General features: G+C 66.7%; 21 protein-coding genes, 1 other RNA gene and 1 riboswitch. Of the genes, 12 read left to right on the top strand and 10 right to left on the bottom strand.

Annotation, left to right across the window (positions count from 1 at the left end; genetic code table 11):
• Positions 1 to 27 precede the first annotated feature (27 nt).
• The 6 genes from G3N64_RS28125 (at position 28) to cobA (ending at position 6,225) form a co-directional block, all read left to right on the top strand.
• Entirely contained in the window at positions 28 to 1,707 is a 1,680-nt protein-coding gene (locus G3N64_RS28125; protein WP_205786895.1) for a nitrite/sulfite reductase, read from the top strand.
• 25 nt (positions 1,708 to 1,732) lie between these two features.
• Positions 1,733 to 2,275, top strand: a complete 543-nt coding sequence (locus G3N64_RS28120) for a DUF934 domain-containing protein (RefSeq protein ID WP_205786894.1) — start codon at positions 1,733 to 1,735, stop codon at positions 2,273 to 2,275.
• Positions 2,272 to 3,024 carry a phosphoadenylyl-sulfate reductase gene (locus tag G3N64_RS28115; RefSeq protein WP_205786892.1) on the top strand — a complete coding sequence of 251 codons (753 nt, stop codon included), beginning with the start codon at positions 2,272 to 2,274 and terminating at the stop codon, positions 3,022 to 3,024. Before G3N64_RS28120 ends, G3N64_RS28115 begins: the two co-directional genes overlap by 4 nt.
• 76 nt (positions 3,025 to 3,100) lie before the next feature.
• The gene (gene cysD / locus G3N64_RS28110) at positions 3,101 to 4,063 is read left to right on the top strand and encodes a sulfate adenylyltransferase subunit CysD (protein WP_205786891.1); all 963 of its coding nucleotides are present in this window, start codon (positions 3,101 to 3,103) and stop codon (positions 4,061 to 4,063) included.
• 22 nt (positions 4,064 to 4,085) lie between these two features.
• Positions 4,086 to 5,402: a sulfate adenylyltransferase subunit 1 gene (locus tag G3N64_RS28105; RefSeq protein ID WP_205786890.1), complete on the top strand. Its 1,317-nt coding sequence runs from the start codon at positions 4,086 to 4,088 to the stop codon at positions 5,400 to 5,402.
• Between the two features lie 73 nt (positions 5,403 to 5,475).
• Positions 5,476 to 6,225, top strand: coding sequence for a uroporphyrinogen-III C-methyltransferase (gene cobA / locus G3N64_RS28100; RefSeq protein WP_205786889.1), 750 nt, complete (start codon positions 5,476 to 5,478; stop codon positions 6,223 to 6,225).
• 81 nt (positions 6,226 to 6,306) lie between these two features.
• On the opposite strand, the gene G3N64_RS28095 is transcribed toward cobA, so the two are convergent.
• The 3 genes from G3N64_RS28095 to lptF are packed head-to-tail and all read right to left on the bottom strand — an operon-like array spanning position 6,307 to position 8,961.
• Positions 6,307 to 6,690: a CbiX/SirB N-terminal domain-containing protein gene (locus G3N64_RS28095; RefSeq protein WP_205786888.1), complete on the bottom strand. Its 384-nt coding sequence runs from the start codon at positions 6,688 to 6,690 to the stop codon at positions 6,307 to 6,309.
• A 27-nt stretch (positions 6,691 to 6,717) separates the two neighbouring features.
• Positions 6,718 to 7,866, bottom strand: a complete 1,149-nt coding sequence (lptG, locus tag G3N64_RS28090; RefSeq protein WP_205786887.1) for an LPS export ABC transporter permease LptG — start codon at positions 7,864 to 7,866, stop codon at positions 6,718 to 6,720.
• Between the two features lie 3 nt (positions 7,867 to 7,869).
• On the bottom strand, positions 7,870 to 8,961 hold the full coding sequence (gene lptF / locus G3N64_RS28085; RefSeq protein WP_205786885.1) for an LPS export ABC transporter permease LptF: 1,092 nt from the start codon (positions 8,959 to 8,961) through the stop codon (positions 7,870 to 7,872).
• Positions 8,962 to 9,083: 122 nt separating this feature from the next.
• On the opposite strand from lptF, the gene G3N64_RS28080 reads away from it, so the two are divergent.
• The 3 genes from G3N64_RS28080 to G3N64_RS28070 are packed head-to-tail and all read left to right on the top strand — an operon-like array spanning position 9,084 to position 11,833.
• Positions 9,084 to 10,595 carry a leucyl aminopeptidase gene (locus tag G3N64_RS28080; protein WP_059531810.1) on the top strand — a complete coding sequence of 504 codons (1,512 nt, stop codon included), beginning with the start codon at positions 9,084 to 9,086 and terminating at the stop codon, positions 10,593 to 10,595.
• A 34-nt stretch (positions 10,596 to 10,629) separates the two neighbouring features.
• Positions 10,630 to 11,046 (top strand): DNA polymerase III subunit chi, encoded by a 417-nt coding sequence (locus G3N64_RS28075; protein WP_205786884.1) that lies wholly within the window; start codon positions 10,630 to 10,632, stop codon positions 11,044 to 11,046.
• 25 nt (positions 11,047 to 11,071) lie between these two features.
• Complete coding sequence (locus G3N64_RS28070; protein ID WP_205786883.1) at positions 11,072 to 11,833, top strand: DUF2486 family protein; 762 nt, start codon at positions 11,072 to 11,074, stop codon at positions 11,831 to 11,833.
• Between the two features lie 141 nt (positions 11,834 to 11,974).
• Here G3N64_RS28070 and G3N64_RS28065 read toward each other — a convergent pair whose 3' ends face one another.
• The gene (locus tag G3N64_RS28065; RefSeq protein ID WP_205786882.1) at positions 11,975 to 12,301 is read right to left on the bottom strand and encodes a c-type cytochrome; all 327 of its coding nucleotides are present in this window, start codon (positions 12,299 to 12,301) and stop codon (positions 11,975 to 11,977) included.
• Between the two features lie 127 nt (positions 12,302 to 12,428).
• Positions 12,429 to 14,102: a dihydroxy-acid dehydratase gene (ilvD, locus tag G3N64_RS28060; protein WP_205786881.1), complete on the bottom strand. Its 1,674-nt coding sequence runs from the start codon at positions 14,100 to 14,102 to the stop codon at positions 12,429 to 12,431.
• 136 nt (positions 14,103 to 14,238) lie between these two features.
• On the opposite strand from ilvD, the gene G3N64_RS28055 reads away from it, so the two are divergent.
• Together G3N64_RS28055 and lgt are read left to right on the top strand one after the other, a co-directional pair.
• The gene (locus G3N64_RS28055; RefSeq protein WP_205786880.1) at positions 14,239 to 15,153 is read left to right on the top strand and encodes a LysR substrate-binding domain-containing protein; all 915 of its coding nucleotides are present in this window, start codon (positions 14,239 to 14,241) and stop codon (positions 15,151 to 15,153) included.
• Positions 15,154 to 15,242: 89 nt separating this feature from the next.
• Entirely contained in the window at positions 15,243 to 16,133 is an 891-nt protein-coding gene (gene lgt / locus G3N64_RS28050; RefSeq protein ID WP_205786879.1) for a prolipoprotein diacylglyceryl transferase, read from the top strand.
• A 79-nt stretch (positions 16,134 to 16,212) separates the two neighbouring features.
• On the opposite strand, the gene G3N64_RS28045 is transcribed toward lgt, so the two are convergent.
• The 5 genes from G3N64_RS28045 to G3N64_RS28025 form a co-directional block, all read right to left on the bottom strand.
• The gene (locus G3N64_RS28045; RefSeq protein WP_085041145.1) at positions 16,213 to 16,953 is read right to left on the bottom strand and encodes an SIMPL domain-containing protein; all 741 of its coding nucleotides are present in this window, start codon (positions 16,951 to 16,953) and stop codon (positions 16,213 to 16,215) included.
• A gap of 181 nt (positions 16,954 to 17,134) precedes the next feature.
• Positions 17,135 to 17,596, bottom strand: a complete 462-nt coding sequence (locus G3N64_RS28040; protein WP_205786876.1) for an EVE domain-containing protein — start codon at positions 17,594 to 17,596, stop codon at positions 17,135 to 17,137.
• Between the two features lie 71 nt (positions 17,597 to 17,667).
• Positions 17,668 to 17,849, bottom strand: a non-coding RNA gene (ssrS, locus tag G3N64_RS28035) — 6S RNA.
• Between the two features lie 80 nt (positions 17,850 to 17,929).
• Entirely contained in the window at positions 17,930 to 18,244 is a 315-nt protein-coding gene (locus G3N64_RS28030; protein WP_011352906.1) for a cell division protein ZapA, read from the bottom strand.
• On the bottom strand, positions 18,241 to 18,591 hold the full coding sequence (locus tag G3N64_RS28025) for an ATPase (protein WP_205786874.1): 351 nt from the start codon (positions 18,589 to 18,591) through the stop codon (positions 18,241 to 18,243). Before G3N64_RS28025 ends, G3N64_RS28030 begins: the two co-directional genes overlap by 4 nt.
• 154 nt (positions 18,592 to 18,745) lie before the next feature.
• A riboswitch (cobalamin riboswitch) is annotated at positions 18,746 to 18,996 on the top strand.
• 158 nt (positions 18,997 to 19,154) lie between these two features.
• On the opposite strand from G3N64_RS28025, the gene G3N64_RS28020 reads away from it, so the two are divergent.
• Positions 19,155 to 19,405: iron chelate uptake ABC transporter family permease subunit (locus tag G3N64_RS28020; RefSeq protein WP_205786872.1), on the top strand; the 251-nt coding region annotated here is incomplete at its 3' end.

The following is a 19,405-nucleotide window of genomic DNA, read 5'->3' as shown; positions in this document are numbered from 1 at the left end:
TCACCACGAAAACCCTGGGGTCCCCGAATGTATCAGTACGACCAATACGACCAGACGATCGTCGACGAGCGTGTCGCGCAGTACCGCGATCAGGTGCGCCGCCGGCTGTCGGGCGAGTTGAGCGAAGAGGAGTTCCGTCCGCTGCGCCTGCAGAACGGCCTCTACATGCAGCGTCACGCGTACATGCACCGCATCGCGATTCCGTACGGCAACCTGCGCAGCGACCAGCTCCGGATGCTGGCGCGCATCGCCCGCGAACACGACCGCGGCTACGGCCACTTCTCGACCCGCTCGAACATCCAGTTCAACTGGATCGAGCTGGAAGACACGCCCGAGATCCTCGCGAAGCTCGCGTCGGTGCAGATGCACGGCATCCAGACGTCGGGCAACTGCATCCGCAACATCACGGCCGACCAGTTCGCGGGCGTCGCCCAGGACGAAGAGATCGATCCGCGTCCGTGGTCGGAAATCCTGCGTCAGTGGTCGACGTTCCATCCCGAATTCGCATGGCTGCCGCGCAAGTTCAAGATCGCGGTGTCGGGCTCGAAGGACGACCGTGCGGCCGTGCAGATCCACGACCTCGGCGTGTACCTGAAGAAGAACGCGCAGGGCGAAGTGGTCGCGAGCATCCTCGCGGGCGGCGGCCTCGGCCGTACGCCGATCATCGGTGCGGTGATCAAGGAAGACCTGCCGTGGCAGCACCTGCTCACCTACTGCGAAGCCGTGCTGCGCGTGTACAACCGCTACGGCCGCCGCGACAACCTGTACAAGGCGCGTATCAAGATCCTCGTGAAGGCGCTGTCGCCCGCGAAGTTCGCGCAGCAGGTCGAGGAAGAGTGGCTGCACCTGAAGGACGGCCCGTCGACGCTCACGCAGGCGGAAATCGATCGCGTGTCGCAGTACTTCCAGCCGCCCGTCTACGAGAAGCTGGCCGACACCGACGCATCGTTCGAACAGAACCTGCTCGAGAACAAGGCGTTCGCGCGCTGGGTCGAGCGTAACGTCGCGCCGCACAAGGTGGCCGGCTATGCAGCCGTCACGCTGTCGCTGAAGGATCACCGCGTTGCGCCGGGCGATGCGACCGACCGGCAGATGGAACTGGTGGCCGACTGGGCCGACGCGTACTCGTTCGGCGAGCTGCGCGTGTCGCACGAGCAGAACCTGATTCTCGCGAACGTGAAGAAGCGCGACCTGTTCGCGGTGTGGGAAAAGGCGAAGGCAGCCGGTTTCGCGACGCCGAACATCGGCCTCTTGACCGACATCATCGCGTGCCCGGGCGGCGACTTCTGCTCGCTCGCGAACGCGAAGTCGATCCCGATCGCGCTGGCGATCCAGCAGCGTTTCGACGATCTCGACTACGTGTACGACCTCGGCGACCTGTCGCTGAACATTTCCGGTTGCATGAACTCGTGCGGTCACCACCACGTCGGCAACATCGGCATCCTCGGCGTCGACAAGGACGGCGCGGAGTGGTACCAGGTGTCGCTCGGCGGTGAGCAGGGCACGGGCCACAACGGCGCGCGTCTCGGCCGCGTGATCGGGCCGTCGTTCTCGGCGGAAGAAGTGCCCGACGTGATCGCGAAGCTGATCGACACGTTCGTCGAATCGCGCGTGGACGGCGAGCGCTTCGTCGACACGTACGACCGCATCGGCATCGCGCCGTTCAAGGAGCGCGTGTATGCGTCGCGCCAGGCAGTGAACGCGTAACCAACCGGGTAGAGGGAATTAGCAGATGGCTTCGATTATCAAGAACCGCGCAGTGATCGACGATGCATGGCAGGTCGTACGCGCGGCGGAAGACGGCGCACTGCCCGCAGTCGACGCGTTGCCGGCCGGCAAGGTGCTGGTGCCGTTCGTGTTGTGGCAGGCCGAGCGCGCCGCGCTCGTCGCCGCGAAGACGAAGGACGAGCTCGGCGTGTGGCTCGCACCGGACAGCGAGCCGGCCGATCTCGTGGCCGATTTCGGTGCGATTTCGCTGGTCGCCGTCGAGTTCCCGCGCTTCGCGGACGGCCGCGGCTACAGCATCGCGCGCCTGCTGCGCGAGCGCCACGGCTGGACGGGCGAGCTGCGCGCGATCGGCGACGTGCTGCGCGACCAGTTGCTGTACATGTCGCGTTGCGGCTTCGACGCATTCGCGGTGCGCGCCGACAAGGACATCGACGACGCGCTGAATGCGTTCACGGAATTCACGCAGCGTTACCAGGGCGCGTTCGACGAGCCGGTGCCGCTGTTCCGCCGCCGCGCCGCCGCGGCCGACGCCAAGGTGGGCGCATGAGCACCGCGACCCCCACCGCGCTGACGCCGGAACTCGCCGCGAAGGTCGAGCGCCTCGACGCGCTGCTCGCGCAGATCGGCGCCCGTCACGAAAAGGTGAAGTTCGCGAGCAGCCTCGCGGCGGAAGACATGCTGCTGACGCATGCGATCCTGTCGAAGGGCGTGCGAATCGGCATCTTCTCGCTGAACACGGGCCGCCTGCACGCGGAAACGCTCGGCATGATCGACCGCGTGCGCGAGCGCTACGGCTACGAGATCGAGCAGTTCCATCCGCGGCAGGACGCGGTCGACCAGTACGTCGCCGAGCACGGCCTGAACGCGTTCTACGAGAGCGTCGAGCTGCGCAAGTCGTGCTGCCACATCCGCAAGGTCGAGCCGCTGAACCGCGCGCTGTCGGACGTCGGCGCGTGGGTCACGGGCCAGCGCCGCGAGCAGTCGGTCACGCGTGCCGAGCTGCACGAGGAAGAGCAGGACGAAGCGCGCGGGATCGCGAAGTACAATCCGCTCGCCGACTGGACCGAAAGCGACGTGTGGGCGTACCTTAAGGCGTTTGACGTGCCGGTGAACCCGCTGCATGCGCGCGGCTACCCGAGCATCGGCTGCGAGCCCTGTACACGGGCGATCCGCCCCGGCGAGGACAGCCGCGCGGGCCGCTGGTGGTGGGAGTCGCGCGACACGAAGGAATGCGGGCTGCACGTCACGACGATCACGCCGATTCCCGCGGAAGCCGTTGCCGGTGCCACGCACTGAAAGCCTGACAAGAAACTGAATATTGCGCCGCCCGCGACAGCGGGCGGCACGAACCCAGAAGAGAAGGACTGAAATCATGAGCACGACGCTCGAGCAATCCGCCTTTGCCCCGCCCGCCGGTGCCGACAGCCGCATGGGCCACCTCGACTGGCTCGAAGCCGAGTCGATCCACATCCTGCGCGAACTGGTCGCCGAATGCAGCAAGCCGGCATTGTTGTTCTCGGGCGGCAAGGATTCGGTCGTCGTGCTGCATCTGGCACTGAAGGCGTTCGGCCTCGGCGCGAACCGCAAGACGACGCTGCCGTTCCCGCTCGTGCACATCGACACGGGCCACAACTACGAAGAAGTGATCGACTTCCGCGATCGCCGCGCGAAAGAGCTCGGCGCCGAGCTGGTCGTCGGCCACGTCGAGGATTCGATCAGGCGCGGCACGGTCGTGCTGCGCCGCGAAACCGATTCGCGCAATGCCGCGCAGGCCGTCACGCTGCTCGAGACGATCGAGCAGCACGGCTACACGGCGCTGATCGGCGGCGCGCGCCGCGACGAAGAGAAGGCGCGTGCGAAGGAACGCATCTTCTCGTTCCGCGACGAATTCGGCCAGTGGGATCCGAAGGCGCAGCGCCCGGAACTGTGGAGCCTGTACAACGCCCGCCTGCACAAGGGCGAACACCTGCGCGTGTTCCCGATCTCGAACTGGACGGAACTCGACGTATGGCAGTACATCGCACGCGAGAACCTCGAACTGCCGTCGATCTACTACGCGCATCAGCGCGAGATCGTGCGCCGCAACGGGCTGCTCGTGCCGGTCACGCCGCTCACGCCGATGCGTGAAGGCGAGACGAGCGAGATGGCGCAGGTCCGTTTCCGCACGGTCGGCGACATCAGCTGCACGTGCCCGGTGGCGAGCGACGCGGACGACGTCGAGAAGATCATCGCCGAGACGGCGGTGACCGAGATCACCGAGCGCGGCGCAACGCGGATGGATGACCAGGCATCCGAAGCCGCGATGGAACAGCGCAAGAAGCAAGGTTATTTCTGAAGCACACGAGGACATTCACATCATGAGCATCATCGAGAACAACGAAGACCTCGGCGTGCTGCGCTTCATCACCGCGGGCAGCGTCGACGATGGCAAGAGCACGCTGATCGGCCGCCTGCTGTACGACAGCAAGGCCGTGCTGTCCGATCAGCTGTCCGCGCTGTCGCGCGCGAAGAACAAGCGCACGGTCGGCGACGAGCTCGACCTCGCGCTGCTGACCGACGGGCTCGAAGCCGAGCGCGAGCAGGGCATCACGATCGACGTCGCGTACCGCTACTTCGCGACCGCGAAGCGCAAGTTCATCATCGCCGATACGCCGGGCCACGAGCAGTACACGCGCAACATGGTGACGGGTGCATCGACCGCGCACGCGGCGATCATCCTGATCGACGCGACGCGCGTGACGATCGAGAACGGTGTCGCGGACCTGCTGCCGCAGACCAAGCGCCACAGCGCGATCGTCAAGCTGCTCGCGCTGCAGCACGTGATCGTCGCGATCAACAAGATGGACCTCGTCGACTACAGCGAAGCGCGCTTCAACGAGATCCGCGACGCGTACGTCACGCTGGCGAAGCAGCTCGGCCTGAGCGACGTGCGCTTCGTGCCGGTGTCGGCGCTGAAGGGCGACAACATCGTCGGCGCGAGCGAGCGCATGCCGTGGTACGCAGGCGAGCCGCTGCTCGACGTGCTCGAATCGCTGCCGGTCGAGACGCAGGCGCATGACGCGCTGCGCTTCCCGGTGCAGTGGGTCGCGCGCCAGGACGGCAGCTCGGCCGACGATTTCCGCGGCTACATGGGCCGTATCGAGTCGGGCGAAGTGAAGGTCGGCGACGAGATCGCCGTGCTGCCGTCGAATCGCACGGCAACGGTCGCCGAGATCGTCGCGCCGGTGCCGGGCGGCACCGCGTCCGTCCCGCACGCATTCGCGGGCCAGGCCGTGACGATCCGCCTTGCGGAAGACGTCGACGTGTCGCGCGGCGACATGTTCGTCACGTCCGCCGAACCGGTCGCGCCGGCGAAGAAGCTCGAAGCCGATCTGTGCTGGTTCGACGAGACGCCGCTGTCGCCGCAGCGCAAGTACCTGCTGAAGCAGACCACCAGCACGGTGTTCGCGAAGATCGGCGGCGTCAAGCAGGTGCTCGACGTGCACACGCTGTCGCACGCGACCGACCGTCACGAGCTGAAGATGAACGACATCGGCCGCGTCGCGCTGACGCTGCAGAAGCCGATCGTCTGCGACACGTACGACGCGCATCCGGGTACCGGTGCGTTCGTGCTGATCGACGAGGCGACGCACCACACGGTCGCCGCGGGCATGATCCGGGCATTCTCGGCATAACCGGCGAGCCGCGCCGCCTCATGGCGGCGCGGGCCGGATGCCGCTGTAGCAGAGACCAAGCGAAGCGACAAACATGGGCAAGGTGTATCTGATCGGAGCAGGGCCGGGCGCGGCCGACCTCATCACGGTGCGCGGCGCGCGGCTGCTCGAGCAGGCGGACGTCGTGCTGCACGACGCGCTCGTCGAGCCCGCGATGCTCGACTACGCGCCGAATGCGCGCCGGATCGCAGTCGGCAAGCGCTGCGGGCAGCGTTCGACCGCGCAGCACTTCATCAACAAGCAGATCGTCGATGCGGCGCGCGAGCATGCGTGCGTCGTGCGGCTGAAGGGCGGCGACCCGATGCTGTTCGGTCGCGCCGAAGAGGAAATGCGTGCGCTGGAAGCGGCCGGCATCGACTACGAGGTCGTGCCGGGCATCACCGCCGCGCTGGCCGGTGCCGCGACGCTGAAGCGTTCGCTGACGCTGCGCGGCGTGTCGCGCAGCGTCGCGTTCGCGACGCACAGCCGCGCGCCGGGCAGCGACGAGATCCGCGAAGCCGCGCGCGCCGATTCGATCGTCTACTACATGGGCCGCGACAGCGCGCCCGGCATCGCGCAGGAGCTGATCGACGCAGGCCGTGCGCCGGCAACGCCGGTGGCGATCGTCGAAGCGTGCAGCACCGCGCGCGAGCGCACGCTGACGCTGACGCTCGCGCAGATGGCGGCGGGCGACGCGCAGGCGTGGCTCGATCCCGCGGAACCGAGCCTGCTGATGATCGGCGATGCGTTCGCCGAGCGTGCCGCGCAGGCCAAGGCGGGCGATCCGCTGAGGAATGCCGCCTGAGCGGATTTCGGCCGGAGTCCAAAACGAAAAAAGCGCTGGTGGATGCCAGCGCTTTTTCCTTGTGGGCCGCGACTGCGTGATTTACGCGTCGTCGCCGATCTGGTCGATGCAGTAGCGCGCGATCGCGTCGAGCACGCCGTCGTCTTCGCCGACGGCCGTCGCGCAGCGGATCTCGACGCCGGGATGCGCGGCGCGGCATGCGTCGACGAGTTGCGGCAGGTCGCGCCGGACATGGCCGCCCTGGCCGAAGAACACGGGCACCACGGTGATGTGCGAGCAGCCTGCCGCAACCTGCGCGGCGACCGCGTCATCGAGCGACGGCGTCATCAGTTCGAGGAACGCGAGCGATACGTGGGCAGCGGGGGAGGCGGCGCCGCGCAGCCGCGCGGCGAGCCGCTCGAAGGGCTCGGCCCAGCGCGGGTCGCGGGCGCCGTGGCCGAACAGGACGATGCCGTGCGAACTCATGTCGAAGCCTCCGTCATGACGCGGCGCTCAGTGCCGGTCGACCCACTTGAGCGCGAACAGGCCGAGCGCGAGATAGATCAAGCCCGGCGTCGCGGCCGTGAGCGGCGCGGGCCACGTGTTCAGCGTGCCAATGTGCGAGAACAGCGTATTGAGGAGCTGGAAGCTCATGCCGAGCATGATGCCGCCGAACACCTTCACGCCGACCACGCCCGCACGCGTGTGCAGGTACGCGAACGGCAGCGACAGCACGAGCATCACGAACACCGCGAACGGATACAGCAGCTTGCGCCACAGCGCGATGTCGTAGCGCTGCGTGTCCTGCTGGTTCTCGCGCAAGTGCTGGATGTAGCGGAACAGGTTGATGATCGACATGCGCTCCGGCGACACGAGCAGCACCGACAGGATCTGCGGCGTCAGGTCCGAGCGCAGCCGGTATTCGGGCAGCGAGACCTGTTGCGACCGGTAAACGGGGTTCAGGGCGTCCGCCGGCTGGCCGCTGATCGGCTTGATCGGCGTCAGCTCGGTCTCGGTGACGCCTTTGAGCAGCCAGTGGCCGGGCGGCTCGTAGCGGCCCGTCTGCGCGATCCGCACGTTCTGCAGCTGGAACTTCGAATCGAATTCGTAGATGCGCACGTTGCTGATCGTCGAATCGGGCGACAGGCTGCCGACGTTGACGAAGCGCGTGACCTGCTCGCCGTTTTCGCGGGCCGCGAGCGTGTCCTTCACCCACACGCCCGACTGGAAGTTCGACGACACCGACGCGCCGAGCGCCTGCAGCCGCACGCGTTCGGACAACTGGTCGGCGTACGGGCCGACGAATTCGCCGATCAGGTAGGTGATGATCACGAGCGGCACGCCGATCTTCAGCAGCGAGCGCAACGCCTGGTTGGTCGCGAGGCCCGACACGCGGAAGATCGTGAATTCCGAGTTCGCGGCCATCTGCGCGAACACGTAGATCGCGCTGATCAGCGCGGCGACCGGGATGATTTCGTAGAAGCGCGACGGTGTCTGCAGCGCGACGCGCAGCACCGCGTAGCCGAACTTGTAGTTGCCGTGCCCGACCGAGTTCAGTTCGCTGATCAGGTCGAAGAAGAAGAACAGGCCCGAGAACGCGAACAGGATGAAGACGAACGTGACGTAGATCTGCCGCGCGAAGTACTTTTCATAGAGCCGCATCGATCATGCTCCCGAGCGGCCGAACAGCGCGCGTGTAAACAGCGGACGATTGCGCACGCGCAACCAGAAGATCACGGCGACGATCACCGCGACGACCAGATGCAGGCCGACCAGGCCGACGCCGAACGACATCTTGCCCTGCTCGATCTGCGACTGCACCACGTTCAGCAGGTTCGAGTACGTGAGGTAGATCAGCACGGCCATCACGAGGTTGATCGTGCGGCTGCGGCGCGGGTTCTGGTACGACAGCGGAATGCCGAGCACCATCAGGTTGATTGCGATCAGCGGCAGCCCCGCGCGCCACGCGAATTCCGCGAGGTTGTCGCGCGTCGGGTTGCGCAGCAGGTCCGGGGTCGGCGTGCTGTTGGTGGTCGGCACGTTGGTGACCGGCGTGCTCGTGATCTTCACGCCGTAGCGCTCGAACTCCATGATCTTGAAGTTCGGCTGGCCGGGCGTGCCGTCGTAGCGGCGGCCGGCCTCCAGGACGACGAAGCGGCTGCCGTCGCGCGTTTCCGTGTGCCCCGTCTGCGACACGACCACGTTGACCTTGCCGTTCTCGGTCGAGGTCACGAACACGTTCTGCACCTTGCTCTGGTCGGGCGTCATCTTCTCGATGAAGAACACGCGGTGGTTCGCGGCCGACTCGCGGAACTGGCCCGGCGCGAGCAGCGAGATCTCGTCGCGCTGCTGGAAGCGCGCCTTGATCATCTTGCTCTGCTGGTTCGACCACGGCCAGCCGACGAACGCGAAGAAGGCGATCAGCAGCACGATCGGCGTGGCGAACACGCCGATCGGCTTGATCAGGCGCGTGAGGCTCACGCCGGACGCGAGCCACACGACCATTTCGGAGTCCCGGTACCACCGGGTCAGCACGAACAGGATCGACACGAACAACGTGACGACGAGCATCACGGCGAGATAGCCGATCACGGTGAGGCCGATCAGCACGAGGACGTCCCGCGGATCGATTTCACCGGACGCGGCGTAGCCGACGATGCGGATCATCATCGTCGTGAGCATGATCGTGAGCAGCACCATGAACACGGCGCCAGCCGTATACGCAAGCTCGCGCTGGAGGGAGCGTTCGAAGATCATTCTTGATGAGAAGAGGGCGGGAGGCGGCGCACGCGTGGTGGAGCGCTCGCGCCGCCACGGGAAAAATAGCGGATAATTGCGGCTTTCATCCTTAGCCCAGATTTTATCCGAGGACAAGCGCGATGGACTTTAGCATAAAAGGCTGTGATTGGAGCAAAGGCGAGGCGAAGGGGTTCCTGACCGGGAAGTCCGACTGCATCGTGCTCGGCATCTTCGAGGCGCAGACCCTTTCGGGCGCGGCGCTCGACATCGACACGGCTACCAAGGGGCTGATCTCGCGCGTGGTGAAGGCCGGCGACATGGACGGCAAGCGCGGCAAGACGCTGTTCCTGCACGAAGTGTCGGGCATCGGCGCGTCGCGCGTGCTGCTCGTCGGCCTCGGCAAGCAGGATGCTTTCAATCAGAAAGCCTATAACGATGCAGCGACCGCCGCGTGGCGCGCGCTGCTGGCGACCAAGGTCGTCCAGGTCACGTTCACGCTCGCGCAACTGCCGGTCGACGAGCGCAGCTCCGACTGGGGCGTGCGCGCGGCGATTCTCGCGCTGCGCAACGAGACCTACCGCTTCACGCAGATGAAGAGCAAGCCGGAGCCGGCGTCGCACACGCTCAAGCGCGTCGTGTTCAGCGTCGATCCGTCCGACGAAAAGGCCGCGAAGGTCGCAGTCAAGCAGGCTGTCGCGCTCGCGAACGGGATGGACCTCACCCGCGACCTCGGCAACCTGCCGGGCAACGTCTGCACGCCGACCTACCTCGGCAACACCGCGAAGAAGATCGCGAAGGATTGGGGCCTGAAGGCGGAAGTGCTCGGGCTCAAGCAGATCCAGGCGCTGAAGATGGGCTCGTTCCTGTCGGTCGCGCGCGCGTCGGTCGAACCGCCGCAGTTCATCGTGCTGCACTACCAGGGCGCCGCCGCGAAGGCCGCGCCGGTCGTGCTGGTCGGCAAGGGCATCACGTTCGACACGGGCGGCATCTCGCTGAAGCCGGGCGAGGGCATGGACGAGATGAAGTACGACATGTGCGGCGCCGGTTCCGTGCTCGGCACGATGCGTGCGGTCGCCGAGATGGGCCTGAAGATCAACGTCGTCGCGATCGTGCCGACCTGCGAGAACATGCCGGGCGGCAACGCGACGAAGCCGGGCGACATCGTCACCAGCATGAAGGGCCTGACGATCGAGGTGCTGAACACCGACGCAGAAGGCCGCCTGATCCTGTGCGACGCGCTCACGTATGCCGAGCGCTTCAAGCCGGCCGCCGTGATCGACGTGGCAACGCTGACGGGCGCTTGCGTGATCGCGCTGGGCGGCCACAACAGCGGCCTGTTCTCGACCGACGACGCGCTCGCGGGCGAACTGCTCGACGCGTCGCGCGAGGCGAACGACCCGGCATGGCGCATGCCGCTCGACGACGAGTACCAGGATCAGCTGAAGTCGAATTTCGCGGATCTCGCGAACATCGGCGGGCGCCCGGCCGGCGCCGTGACGGCCGCGTGCTTCCTGTCGCGCTTCACCGACAGCTATCCGTGGGCCCACCTCGACATCGCGGGCACCGCATGGAAGGGCGGTGCGGCGAAGGGCGCGACGGGCCGTCCGGTGCCGTTGCTCGCGCAGTTCCTGATCGACCGCGCCGGCCAGTGATGGCGGTGTTGACGACGCAGCGGGTGCGCGGGCAATGACGCGGATCGATTTCCACTCGAACGTCGGCGATTCGCTCGCGTACGCGTGCCGGCTGCTGCGCAAGGCCTACCAGGCCGGGCAGCCGGTCGTCGTGCTCGCCGAGCCCGCGCGCCTGCGCGCGCTCGACGAGCGGCTCTGGACGTTCTCGCCGTTCGATTTCATCCCGCATTGCGGTGTCGACAGCGAGCACGCAGCCGGCACGCCGATCGTGCTGGCCGCGGATCTCGACCGCGCACCCCATCATCACGTGCTGCTGAACCTCGGCGCGGCCGTGCCCGCGCAGTTCGCCCGCTTCGAGCGTCTGCTCGAAGTGGTCGGCAATGCGCCGGACGAACTGGCCGCGGGCCGCGACCGCTACCGGTTCTACCGCGACCGCGGATACGCGCTGAACAACTACAAGCAGGGCAGCTAGCCGCCACCGTCGACGGAGTGTTCCCGTGACAGAAGCCGATTCATCCTCGATCCCGACGCTGACCGACGTGCTGGTGCCGGGCAAGCCGGTGCCGGCGCGCTCGCCCGCGCCCGACGCACCGCAGCCGGCCGCCAGCGCGGCGATACCGGTGCTCACCGACGTGGTCGTACCGCATACCGCAGGTGCGGCGCCGGCCGATCCCGTGCACAGTGAATTTGACCCCGATTCCGTCGTGGTCGAGCCCGTGCCGACGCCGCACGTGCCGGCGGTCGAACTGCCGGGCGACGTGGCGACCGCTGCCGCGGCGGCGATGGGCGAGACCGATGCGCCGGCCGAACCCGGCGCCGCGGAGCACGTGGTCGCCGAAGACTCGGCGGCGATGAGTGCGCCGCTGCAATCGTCGCTGGCCGACGACGAGGTGCCGCAGCACGCGTTCGCCGCGGTGGCGCATGAGGCGGTCGGGCACGCGCGTGAAGCGCACATGCCGGAGGCCGTCGTACCGGCCGCCGCGCCGCAGCCGGATGTGCAGGCAGCAGCCGGGCTGACGCCGGAAGATGCACAGCACATCGCCGAGCGCCTGCGCAATCGCCTGACGAACTATCTGACCGGGGAAGGGCGCGACGCCATCGAGGCCCGCTGCCGCGACGCGCTGCACGAGCATTCGGCCTGGCTGGTCGGCCAGATCACGCGCGAAGTGGCGCTGGCGCTGGAAACCGAGGTGATGGACTGGGTCCGCGACGCAGTCGACGAAGAGATCGCACGCCGCCGCACCGGTCATTCCGGTTGAGCGCGCAGACGTTCCTGCGAAAAACGGGGTGCGATTCCAGTAAGGGCTGGTGAAACGGCCGGCGAGGTGCGGTTCAGCCGGGGCAGGCCTGCCTGTCGGTGGAACCCCGCACGGCGGCTATCCCCGCCCGGGGCATCCGGTTCAACGCACCGACAGCACCCATTGCGCGAGCGTGTGGGCTTCGGTATTCGTCAGTTGGGTATTGGCGGGCATCGGCACGCTGCCCCATACGCCGACGCTGCCTTTCACGATCGACTGGGCAAGGTAATCGACCGCGTCGCCGCGCGCCGCGTACTTGCCGGCGATGTCGCGGAACGACGGGCCCATCAGCGGCTTGCCGATCGCGTGGCAGGCCATGCAGTTCTTGCGCTGGGCAAGCGCGAGCCCGTCGCCCTGATCGGCACGCGCCGCTGCCCCGCTGCCGATCAGCAGCGTGGCGAGCAGGACGTGCAATATCGTGTGTTTCATGCGGTTCTCCGCCGGCGGGGACGGCCGGCTACATGGTCCGCGCATTATAAAAGCAAAGGGAACGCACGTTTTGCGCGTTCCCCCGGCAGCCATGTTTATCGGGGTCGCATGTTTTGATGCACCCGCGTCAACCCGTGACGGCGCCCTTGTTCGCAGGGCGGGCCAGCGCGGCGAATTTCGCGAGCACGCCGCGCGTGTAGCGTGGCGCCGGCTGTTGCCATGCGGCACGGCGGCGCGCGAGTTCCGCGTCGTCGACGTTCAGTTGCAGCATCAACCGGTGCGCGTCGATCGTGATCGAGTCGCCCTCCTGCACGAGCGCGATCGTGCCGCCGACGAACGCCTCCGGCGCGACGTGGCCGACCACCATGCCCCAGGTCCCGCCCGAGAAGCGGCCGTCCGTGATGAAGCCGACCGATTCGCCGAGCCCCTTGCCGATGATCGCAGACGTCGGCGCGAGCATTTCCGGCATGCCGGGGCCGCCCTGCGGGCCGAGGTAGCGCAGCACGAGGATGTCGCCCGCGCGGATCCGGTCGCCGAGAATCGCATCCATCGCGCTCTGCTCGTCGTCGAACACGCGTGCCGGGCCGGTGATCACCGGGTTCTTCAGGCCGGTGATCTTCGCGACCGCGCCGTCTTCCGCGAGATTGCCTTTCAGGATGGCAAGATGGCCTTCCTTGTACAGTGCGCGGTCGATCGGGAAGATCACGTCCTGGTCCGCGCGCGGCGCGCTCGGCACGTCCTTCAGCTCATCGGCGATCGTGCGGCCGGTGATCGTCATGCAGTCACCGTGCAGCAGCCCCGCGTCGAGCAGGATCTTCAGCACCTGCGGAATCCCGCCGGCCCGATGCAGGTCGGTCGCGACATACTTTCCCGACGGCTTCAGGTCGCAGATCACGGGCACGCGCTTGCGAATGCGCTCGAAGTCGTCGATCGTCCAGTCGACCTCGGCCGCGTGCGCGATCGCGAGATAGTGCAGCACCGCATTGGTCGAGCCGCCGGTCGCCATGATCACCGACACCGCGTTTTCGATCGATTCCTTCGTGATGATGTCGCGCGGCTTCAGGTCGCGCTTCACGGCTTCGACGAGCACGCGTGCCGATTCGGCGGCCGAATCGACCTTCTCCTGGTCGGGGTTCGCCATCGTCGACGAATAGAGCAGCGACATCCCGAGCGCCTCGAACGACGAACTCATCGTGTTCGCGGTGTACATCCCGCCGCACGAACCCGACGTCGGGCAGGCGTTCTGCTCGACGCCTTCGAAATCCTCCTGCGACATCCGGCCCGCGGTGAATTCGCCGACGGCCTCGAACGACGACACGATCGTCAGGTCCCGGCCTTTCCAGTTACCGGGGCGGATCGTGCCGCCGTACACGTAGATGCCCGGCACGTTCAGGCGCGCGAGCGCGATCATCCCGCCCGGCATGTTCTTGTCGCAGCCGCCGACGACGACCACGCCGTCCATCCATTGACCCTGCACGCAGGTCTCGATGCAGTCGGCGATCACTTCGCGCGACACGAGCGAGTACTTCATGCCCTCGGTGCCCATCGACATGCCGTCCGAAATCGTCGGCGTGCCGAAGATCTGCGGGTTCGCGCCGGCCGCCTTCACCGCCGCGACGGCCGCGTCCGACAGGCGCTGCAGGCCGGAATTGCACGGCGTGATCGTCGAATGGCCGTTCGCGATGCCGACCATCGGCTTGTCGAAATCGTCCTTCTGGTAGCCGAGTGCGTAATACATCGAGCGGTTCGGCGAGCGTGCCACGCCTTGCGTGATGTGCTTCGAGCGACGGTTGTAAGCCATGGGGGACTCCATCGTTTGTCTGGGCAACGCCGGTGAACGGCGCGCCGGTTCGGATCAATCAAGAATGGAGTGTCCGGATTGGGATGTCCAATATATTATTTGTCGGTTATTAAGTCGTTTCACGAATGAGAGAGGCATGGCCGATCCGACTCCCGATCTGCGCCAGTGGCGCTATTTCGCGACCGTCGCCGACGAGCGGCATTTCGGTCGAGCGGCCGAGCGCCTGTCGATGACGCAGCCGCCGCTGTCGCAGGCGATCCGCGCGCTGGAGGACGCGCTCGGCGTCGCGCTGTTCGTGCGTACCAAGCGCTCGGTGGCGCTGACGGCGGTCGGGGCGGCGCTGTTGCCCGACGTGCGCCGGCTGCTGGCGTCGGCCGATGCGTTGCCGCCGCTTGCGCGACGGCTCGCGCGCGGCGAGGCCGGTTCGCTGTCGCTCGCGTTCGTGTCGACCGCCGATTACGGGCTGCTGCCTGCGCTGCTGCGCGCGTTCGGCGCGCGCTATCCGCAGGTGCGGCTGCAACTCGCGGAGGCGACGAGCGACGTGCAGATCGACGAACTCGTCGCCGGCCGCATCGACGCGGGGCTCGTCATTCCGCCCGTGCCGCCGCGCCACGCGGCCGGGCTGTCGTACCTGCCCGTCGTGCGCGAGCCGCTGGTGGTCGCAATGCCGGCGGCAGCGAGCGACGCGCCTGAAGACGAGCCTGTCCGTCTCGCGGAGGTCGCCGCGTTGCCGCTCGTGATCTTTCCGCGTCGTTTGGCGCCCGGCTTTTATGACATCATTACGGGCTGCTACGGCGCGGCGGGGGAAACCCCGCGCATCGGCCAGGAGGCGATCCAGATGCAGACGATCGTCAGCCTCGTGTCGGCCGGCATGGGCGTCGCACTGGTGCCGCAATCGCTGCGTAACCTGCGGCGCACCGGCGTGGTCTACCGGCCGCTCGCCGGTCGCGCACCGGTCGTCGAGACGGGCCTCGTGTGGCGCACCGGCGACGTGAGCCCCGTGCTGGCCGGCTTCATCGACGTCGTGCGCGCGCAGGGCCTCGCCACGTGACGTGAACGATGACGCGCCGGTGCCGTCCAACGCGCGGTGCTGCGCGTTTGCGACGGCCGTACCGCATTCGAAAACTTCTTCGCTAACCCATGATCATTCACCCGAATTTCGACCCCGTTGCGATCCATCTCGGGCCGCTGGCCGTGCGCTGGTACGGGCTCATGTATCTCGTCGGCTTCATCGCGGCGATCGTCGTCGGCCGGATCCGCCTGAAGCTGCCGCATGTCGCGGCGCAGGGCTGGACCGCGAAGGACATCGACGACATGATGTTCTACGGCGTGCTCGGCACCGTGCTCGGCGGCCGGCTCGGCTATGTGCTGTTCTACAAGGCCGATTTCTACTTTTCGCATCCGCTCGACGTGTTCAAGGTGTGGGAAGGCGGTATGTCGTTTCACGGCGGCTTCCTCGGCGTGACGCTTGCGATGATGCTGTTCGCGTGGCAGCGCAAGCGCCACTGGCTGCAGGTCACCGATTTCGTCGCGCCGATGGTGCCGACGGGGCTCGCGGCCGGGCGGCTCGGCAACTTCATCAACGGCGAACTGTGGGGCCGCGTGACCGATCCGTCCGCACCGTGGGCGATGCTGTTCCCGGGTGCGATGCGCGACGATGCGGCATGGTTGCCGAAGCATCCGGAGCTCGTCGAGAAGTGGCATCTCGCCGACGTGTTCATGCAATACCAGATGCTGCCGCGCCATCCTTCGCAGCTTTACGAAATCGCGCTCGAAGGCATCGCGCTGTTCTTCGCGCTGTTCTTCTTCGCGCGCAAGTCGCGGCCGATGGGCGCCATTTCCGCGCTGTTCCTGATCGGCTACGGCCTCGCACGCTTCACGGTCGAGTTCGCGCGCGAGCCCGACGACTTCCTCGGCCTGCTCGCGCTCGGCCTGTCGATGGGGCAGTGGCTGTCGCTGCCGATGATCCTCGGGGGCATCGCGCTGATGGTCTGGGCGTATCGCCGCCGCGCGGTGAGTGCTGCTGCGTGATGCGATGCCGATGCAGGTCAATGAAAAACGCCGGCTCGAGGGCCGGCGTTTTTCATTTCGGACTGCCGTGCGCTGTGCGTTACTTCATCTGCACGGAGCCGTTGACGGTGACCGACACGGTGGCCTTGCCGCCTTCGACCGCGATCGGTGCGCTCATCTTCGCGCTGTCCATCGGCGCCGCGGCCATCGCCATCATGCGCGGGTACGGCTGCACGTTGCGGCCGCCGCCGACGTTCACGTCGCGGATCGTGTAGCTACCGTAACCGAATGCCTTCGCCGCTTCGTCCGCGCGGGCGCGGAACGACTTGATCGCTTCGGTCGTGAGCTTCTGCTCGGCCGCGCGCTGCGCTTCGGGCGACAGCGAGAACTCGACGTTCGCGACCTGCATCAGGTTCGACAACTGGCCCGCAAGCTTCGACGCTGCAGCGAAATCGCGCGATTCGAGCGCGACCTCGGTGCGACCGCGCCATGCCGAGATCTTGCCGTCGCGATCGGTGCTCGGATAGACGGAGAATGCACCCGTGTGTGCAGTGACGCCCGATACGCCCTTTGCCTGCGACAGGGCCGCGTCGGCGCGCTGGTTCAACTGCGCGGTGAGGCTGCCCGGATCCTTGGCCTGCTGCTCGTAGAACAGCGTGATGTGGATGATGTCCTGCGGCACGTCGGCGCTGGCTTGCGACGACAGCGACAGCACGCCTGCCGGCTCCGGAAAGTGCGGGTTCGCGGTTTGCGCGTGTGCGGTGGACGACGCGAGCGTCAGCGCGACGGGAACGGCGGCGGCCAGGGCGAGCGACAGCGCGAGTGCGGATTTCTTGGTCATTGTTGGACTCCTTGTGCGAGGGCGTGCACGCGGATTGCGCGTGCACGACGCGGGCGACCCGCGCGACGAAAAAAACGGCAGCCGGCCCGATCGGCCGACAGCGGTTGCTTAGGCTGCGCGAAAGTGCCGCGAGTTCCGTGGCGGCGGTGCGTACTGACCAGATTTGACCTTTGGCGTACGCCTACTTCATCAGCTTTTCGGTGATGAACCGCCATTCGGCGCGCGTGACGGGTGTGATCGACAGCCGGTTGCCGCGTGCGAGCACGCGCATGTCGGCGAGTTCGTCGTGTTCGCGCAGCGCGGCAAGCGGCACGAGCGGCGATTTCTTCACGTAGCGCACGTCGACGAGCAGCCAGCGCGGTGCTTCCTGAGTCGACTTCTGGTCGTAATAGGGGCTTTTCGGATCGAACTGCGTGGGATCGGGGTAGGGTGTCGACGACACTTCGGCGAGGCCCGCGATGCCCGGCTCGGGGCAACTCGAGTGATAGAACAGCACGCCGTCGCCGATCTTCATCGTGTCGCGCATGAAATTGCGTGCCTGATAATTGCGCACGCCGGTCCACGGCAGCGAGCGCTGCGGTGCGTTGGCGAGATCGTCGATGCTTGCTTCGTCCGGTTCGGACTTCATCAGCCAGTATTGCATGGATCGTGATCGACGCAGAAAGAGGCTGCTACAAAAGAAAACGGCACCGGGCTTTGCCCGATGCCGTTGGATAGGCCCCCGCCTTGGCCGCTAGGCCGGCATCCTGAACCTGAGGTTCAGAATTGGTCGCAGTTAGCAGCACTTCGGGTACATCAGACAGAGTGACGCGCGCGCCCGTGCTACAAATTTCCGCAACCGTGCACATGGCATTGGTTCAAGGAATATATGACCTTGGCGAACCAGGCAGGGAAGCTGACTGAACTGTGTTTCGTTGCGCCAATTTGACCACCGTTGATCGCCGAGATCAAGGGGAATCGACGCATCGATCAAACGTTACTGCGTCTCGTGCTGTGCGAGCACCGCGCCGAGCTGTTCGTTCATCTGATGCATTGTACGACGGATTTCTTCCGCCGGAAATGCTTCACCGTGCCGCACGCTCGTTTGCAGCCGCAGCAGTTCGGACGCGAGCGACAGCGCCGCCATCACGGCGATGCGATCGGTGCCGCGTACCGAACTGTTCGAGCGGATTTTCGACATTTCGGCGTCGACGCGCGCGACCGCTTCGAGCAGCGCCGCTTCGGTCTCGGCCGAACAGGCGAGCCGATAGGCCTGACCGAGAATCGAGACTTCGATCTGCTTGGTGCTCATGCATGTTCTCCGTGGCTGGCCGCTTCATCGCCATCCGTACGCGCCTGCGCATCCAGCAGGTCGAGCTGGTTGTCGGCTTGCTCCGCGCTTTTCGAGCGCGGCAGCTTTTCGAGAATCGCGTTCAGTTTCACCTGGGCGTCGTCGATCTTTGCCGACAGCGTGTCGCGCTCGGCCGCAAGCGCATTGCGTTCGTCGCGCAGTTGCGCGAGTTCCGTGCGGACTGCGTCCGCATCCGCGCGCAATTGCGCGACCTGCTCCTCGAGCGCGAGCCGTTCCGAGTGATAGCGCTTGTTCAGCGAAATCAGACGGCCAATATTTTGAGATAGAGTTTCGAGTTCGTTGAGCATTTGCTGCGTCCTCTAAAGACCCAGCATTTTAGCGCGGAATAACGCGCAATCCGACATCTGTAACGTTTCCAGTCGTAACACCCCTGCTTCTTGCCGCGAATCGGCGCTGCCCGTGCGTGTCCGGACGCTTCCTTGACGCTCGCGCGACCCGCTCCTAAACTGGCGCCGCCTCGGTGCTCGCGCGTGGAACGCGCGGTTAAACGGGAAGCAGGGCGCGGGCGCCGGAAGCCCGCCAACCTGCGCTGCCCCCGCAACGGTAAGCGGCCGCGTCCGATGACGCAGGCCGGCTCGGGCGCGTTTCGCGTGCAGGCTTCGCATGCGGCGCGGGCCACTGCGCGTCATCGCGCGGGAAGGCGAGCCGGACCGCCGCCAGCCCGGATACCGGCCGAGACGGGGAGCCCGCACGGGCTTCGTGACGCGCGGCCTGCGGGGAGGCGGGGCGCGCAATGCTTCACGGAATCTTCTTCGATGCTGACCCCAATCGTCCGCGCGGCGCTCGAGTCACGACCGGCCGGCAGCCGCAAGCGGGTGCGCCGCACGTCGTATGTGATGGCGTGCGCGGCATGAGCGCCGCGCGCGCCACCGCGATCTGGGCCGCGCTGGCCGCGGCGGTCGCGCTGCTGTTCGTCGCGTCGCTGTCGATCGGCAGCGTGCCGATGTCGCCTTGGCAGGCGCTCGCGTCGCTCGTGCCGCATGGCGGCGACGCACTGTTCGCCGACATCGTCCGCACGCTGCACCTGCCGCGCGCGCTCGCGGGCTTCGCATGCGGCGCGCTGCTTGCGCTGGCCGGCGCATTGTTGCAGGTGCTGCTGCA

Source organism: Burkholderia sp. Ac-20344 (assembly GCF_017104975.1).
Taxonomy (GTDB): domain Bacteria; phylum Pseudomonadota; class Gammaproteobacteria; order Burkholderiales; family Burkholderiaceae; genus Burkholderia.
The sequence above is the reverse complement of the archived record's forward strand: the minus strand, read 5'-3'. Positions and strand labels throughout refer to the sequence as shown.

Coding starts and splice junctions, on each gene's coding strand:
- G3N64_RS28105 (WP_205786890.1), top strand. CDS start 4,086: ATGAGCATCATCGAGAACAACGAAGACCTCGGCGTGCTGCGCTTCATC.
- cysD (WP_205786891.1), top strand. CDS start 3,101: ATGAGCACGACGCTCGAGCAATCCGCCTTTGCCCCGCCCGCCGGTGCC.
- G3N64_RS28095 (WP_205786888.1), bottom strand. CDS start 6,690: ATGAGTTCGCACGGCATCGTCCTGTTCGGCCACGGCGCCCGCGACCCG.
- lptF (WP_205786885.1), bottom strand. CDS start 8,961: ATGATCTTCGAACGCTCCCTCCAGCGCGAGCTTGCGTATACGGCTGGC.
- G3N64_RS28055 (WP_205786880.1), top strand. CDS start 14,239: ATGGCCGATCCGACTCCCGATCTGCGCCAGTGGCGCTATTTCGCGACC.
- ilvD (WP_205786881.1), bottom strand. CDS start 14,102: ATGGCTTACAACCGTCGCTCGAAGCACATCACGCAAGGCGTGGCACGC.
- G3N64_RS28125 (WP_205786895.1), top strand. CDS start 28: ATGTATCAGTACGACCAATACGACCAGACGATCGTCGACGAGCGTGTC.
- G3N64_RS28065 (WP_205786882.1), bottom strand. CDS start 12,301: ATGAAACACACGATATTGCACGTCCTGCTCGCCACGCTGCTGATCGGC.
- G3N64_RS28075 (WP_205786884.1), top strand. CDS start 10,630: ATGACGCGGATCGATTTCCACTCGAACGTCGGCGATTCGCTCGCGTAC.
- G3N64_RS28030 (WP_011352906.1), bottom strand. CDS start 18,244: ATGAGCACCAAGCAGATCGAAGTCTCGATTCTCGGTCAGGCCTATCGG.
- G3N64_RS28120 (WP_205786894.1), top strand. CDS start 1,733: ATGGCTTCGATTATCAAGAACCGCGCAGTGATCGACGATGCATGGCAG.
- G3N64_RS28040 (WP_205786876.1), bottom strand. CDS start 17,596: ATGCAATACTGGCTGATGAAGTCCGAACCGGACGAAGCAAGCATCGAC.
- lgt (WP_205786879.1), top strand. CDS start 15,243: ATGATCATTCACCCGAATTTCGACCCCGTTGCGATCCATCTCGGGCCG.
- G3N64_RS28080 (WP_059531810.1), top strand. CDS start 9,084: ATGGACTTTAGCATAAAAGGCTGTGATTGGAGCAAAGGCGAGGCGAAG.
- G3N64_RS28025 (WP_205786874.1), bottom strand. CDS start 18,591: ATGCTCAACGAACTCGAAACTCTATCTCAAAATATTGGCCGTCTGATT.
- lptG (WP_205786887.1), bottom strand. CDS start 7,866: ATGCGGCTCTATGAAAAGTACTTCGCGCGGCAGATCTACGTCACGTTC.
- G3N64_RS28045 (WP_085041145.1), bottom strand. CDS start 16,953: ATGACCAAGAAATCCGCACTCGCGCTGTCGCTCGCCCTGGCCGCCGCC.
- cobA (WP_205786889.1), top strand. CDS start 5,476: ATGGGCAAGGTGTATCTGATCGGAGCAGGGCCGGGCGCGGCCGACCTC.
- G3N64_RS28115 (WP_205786892.1), top strand. CDS start 2,272: ATGAGCACCGCGACCCCCACCGCGCTGACGCCGGAACTCGCCGCGAAG.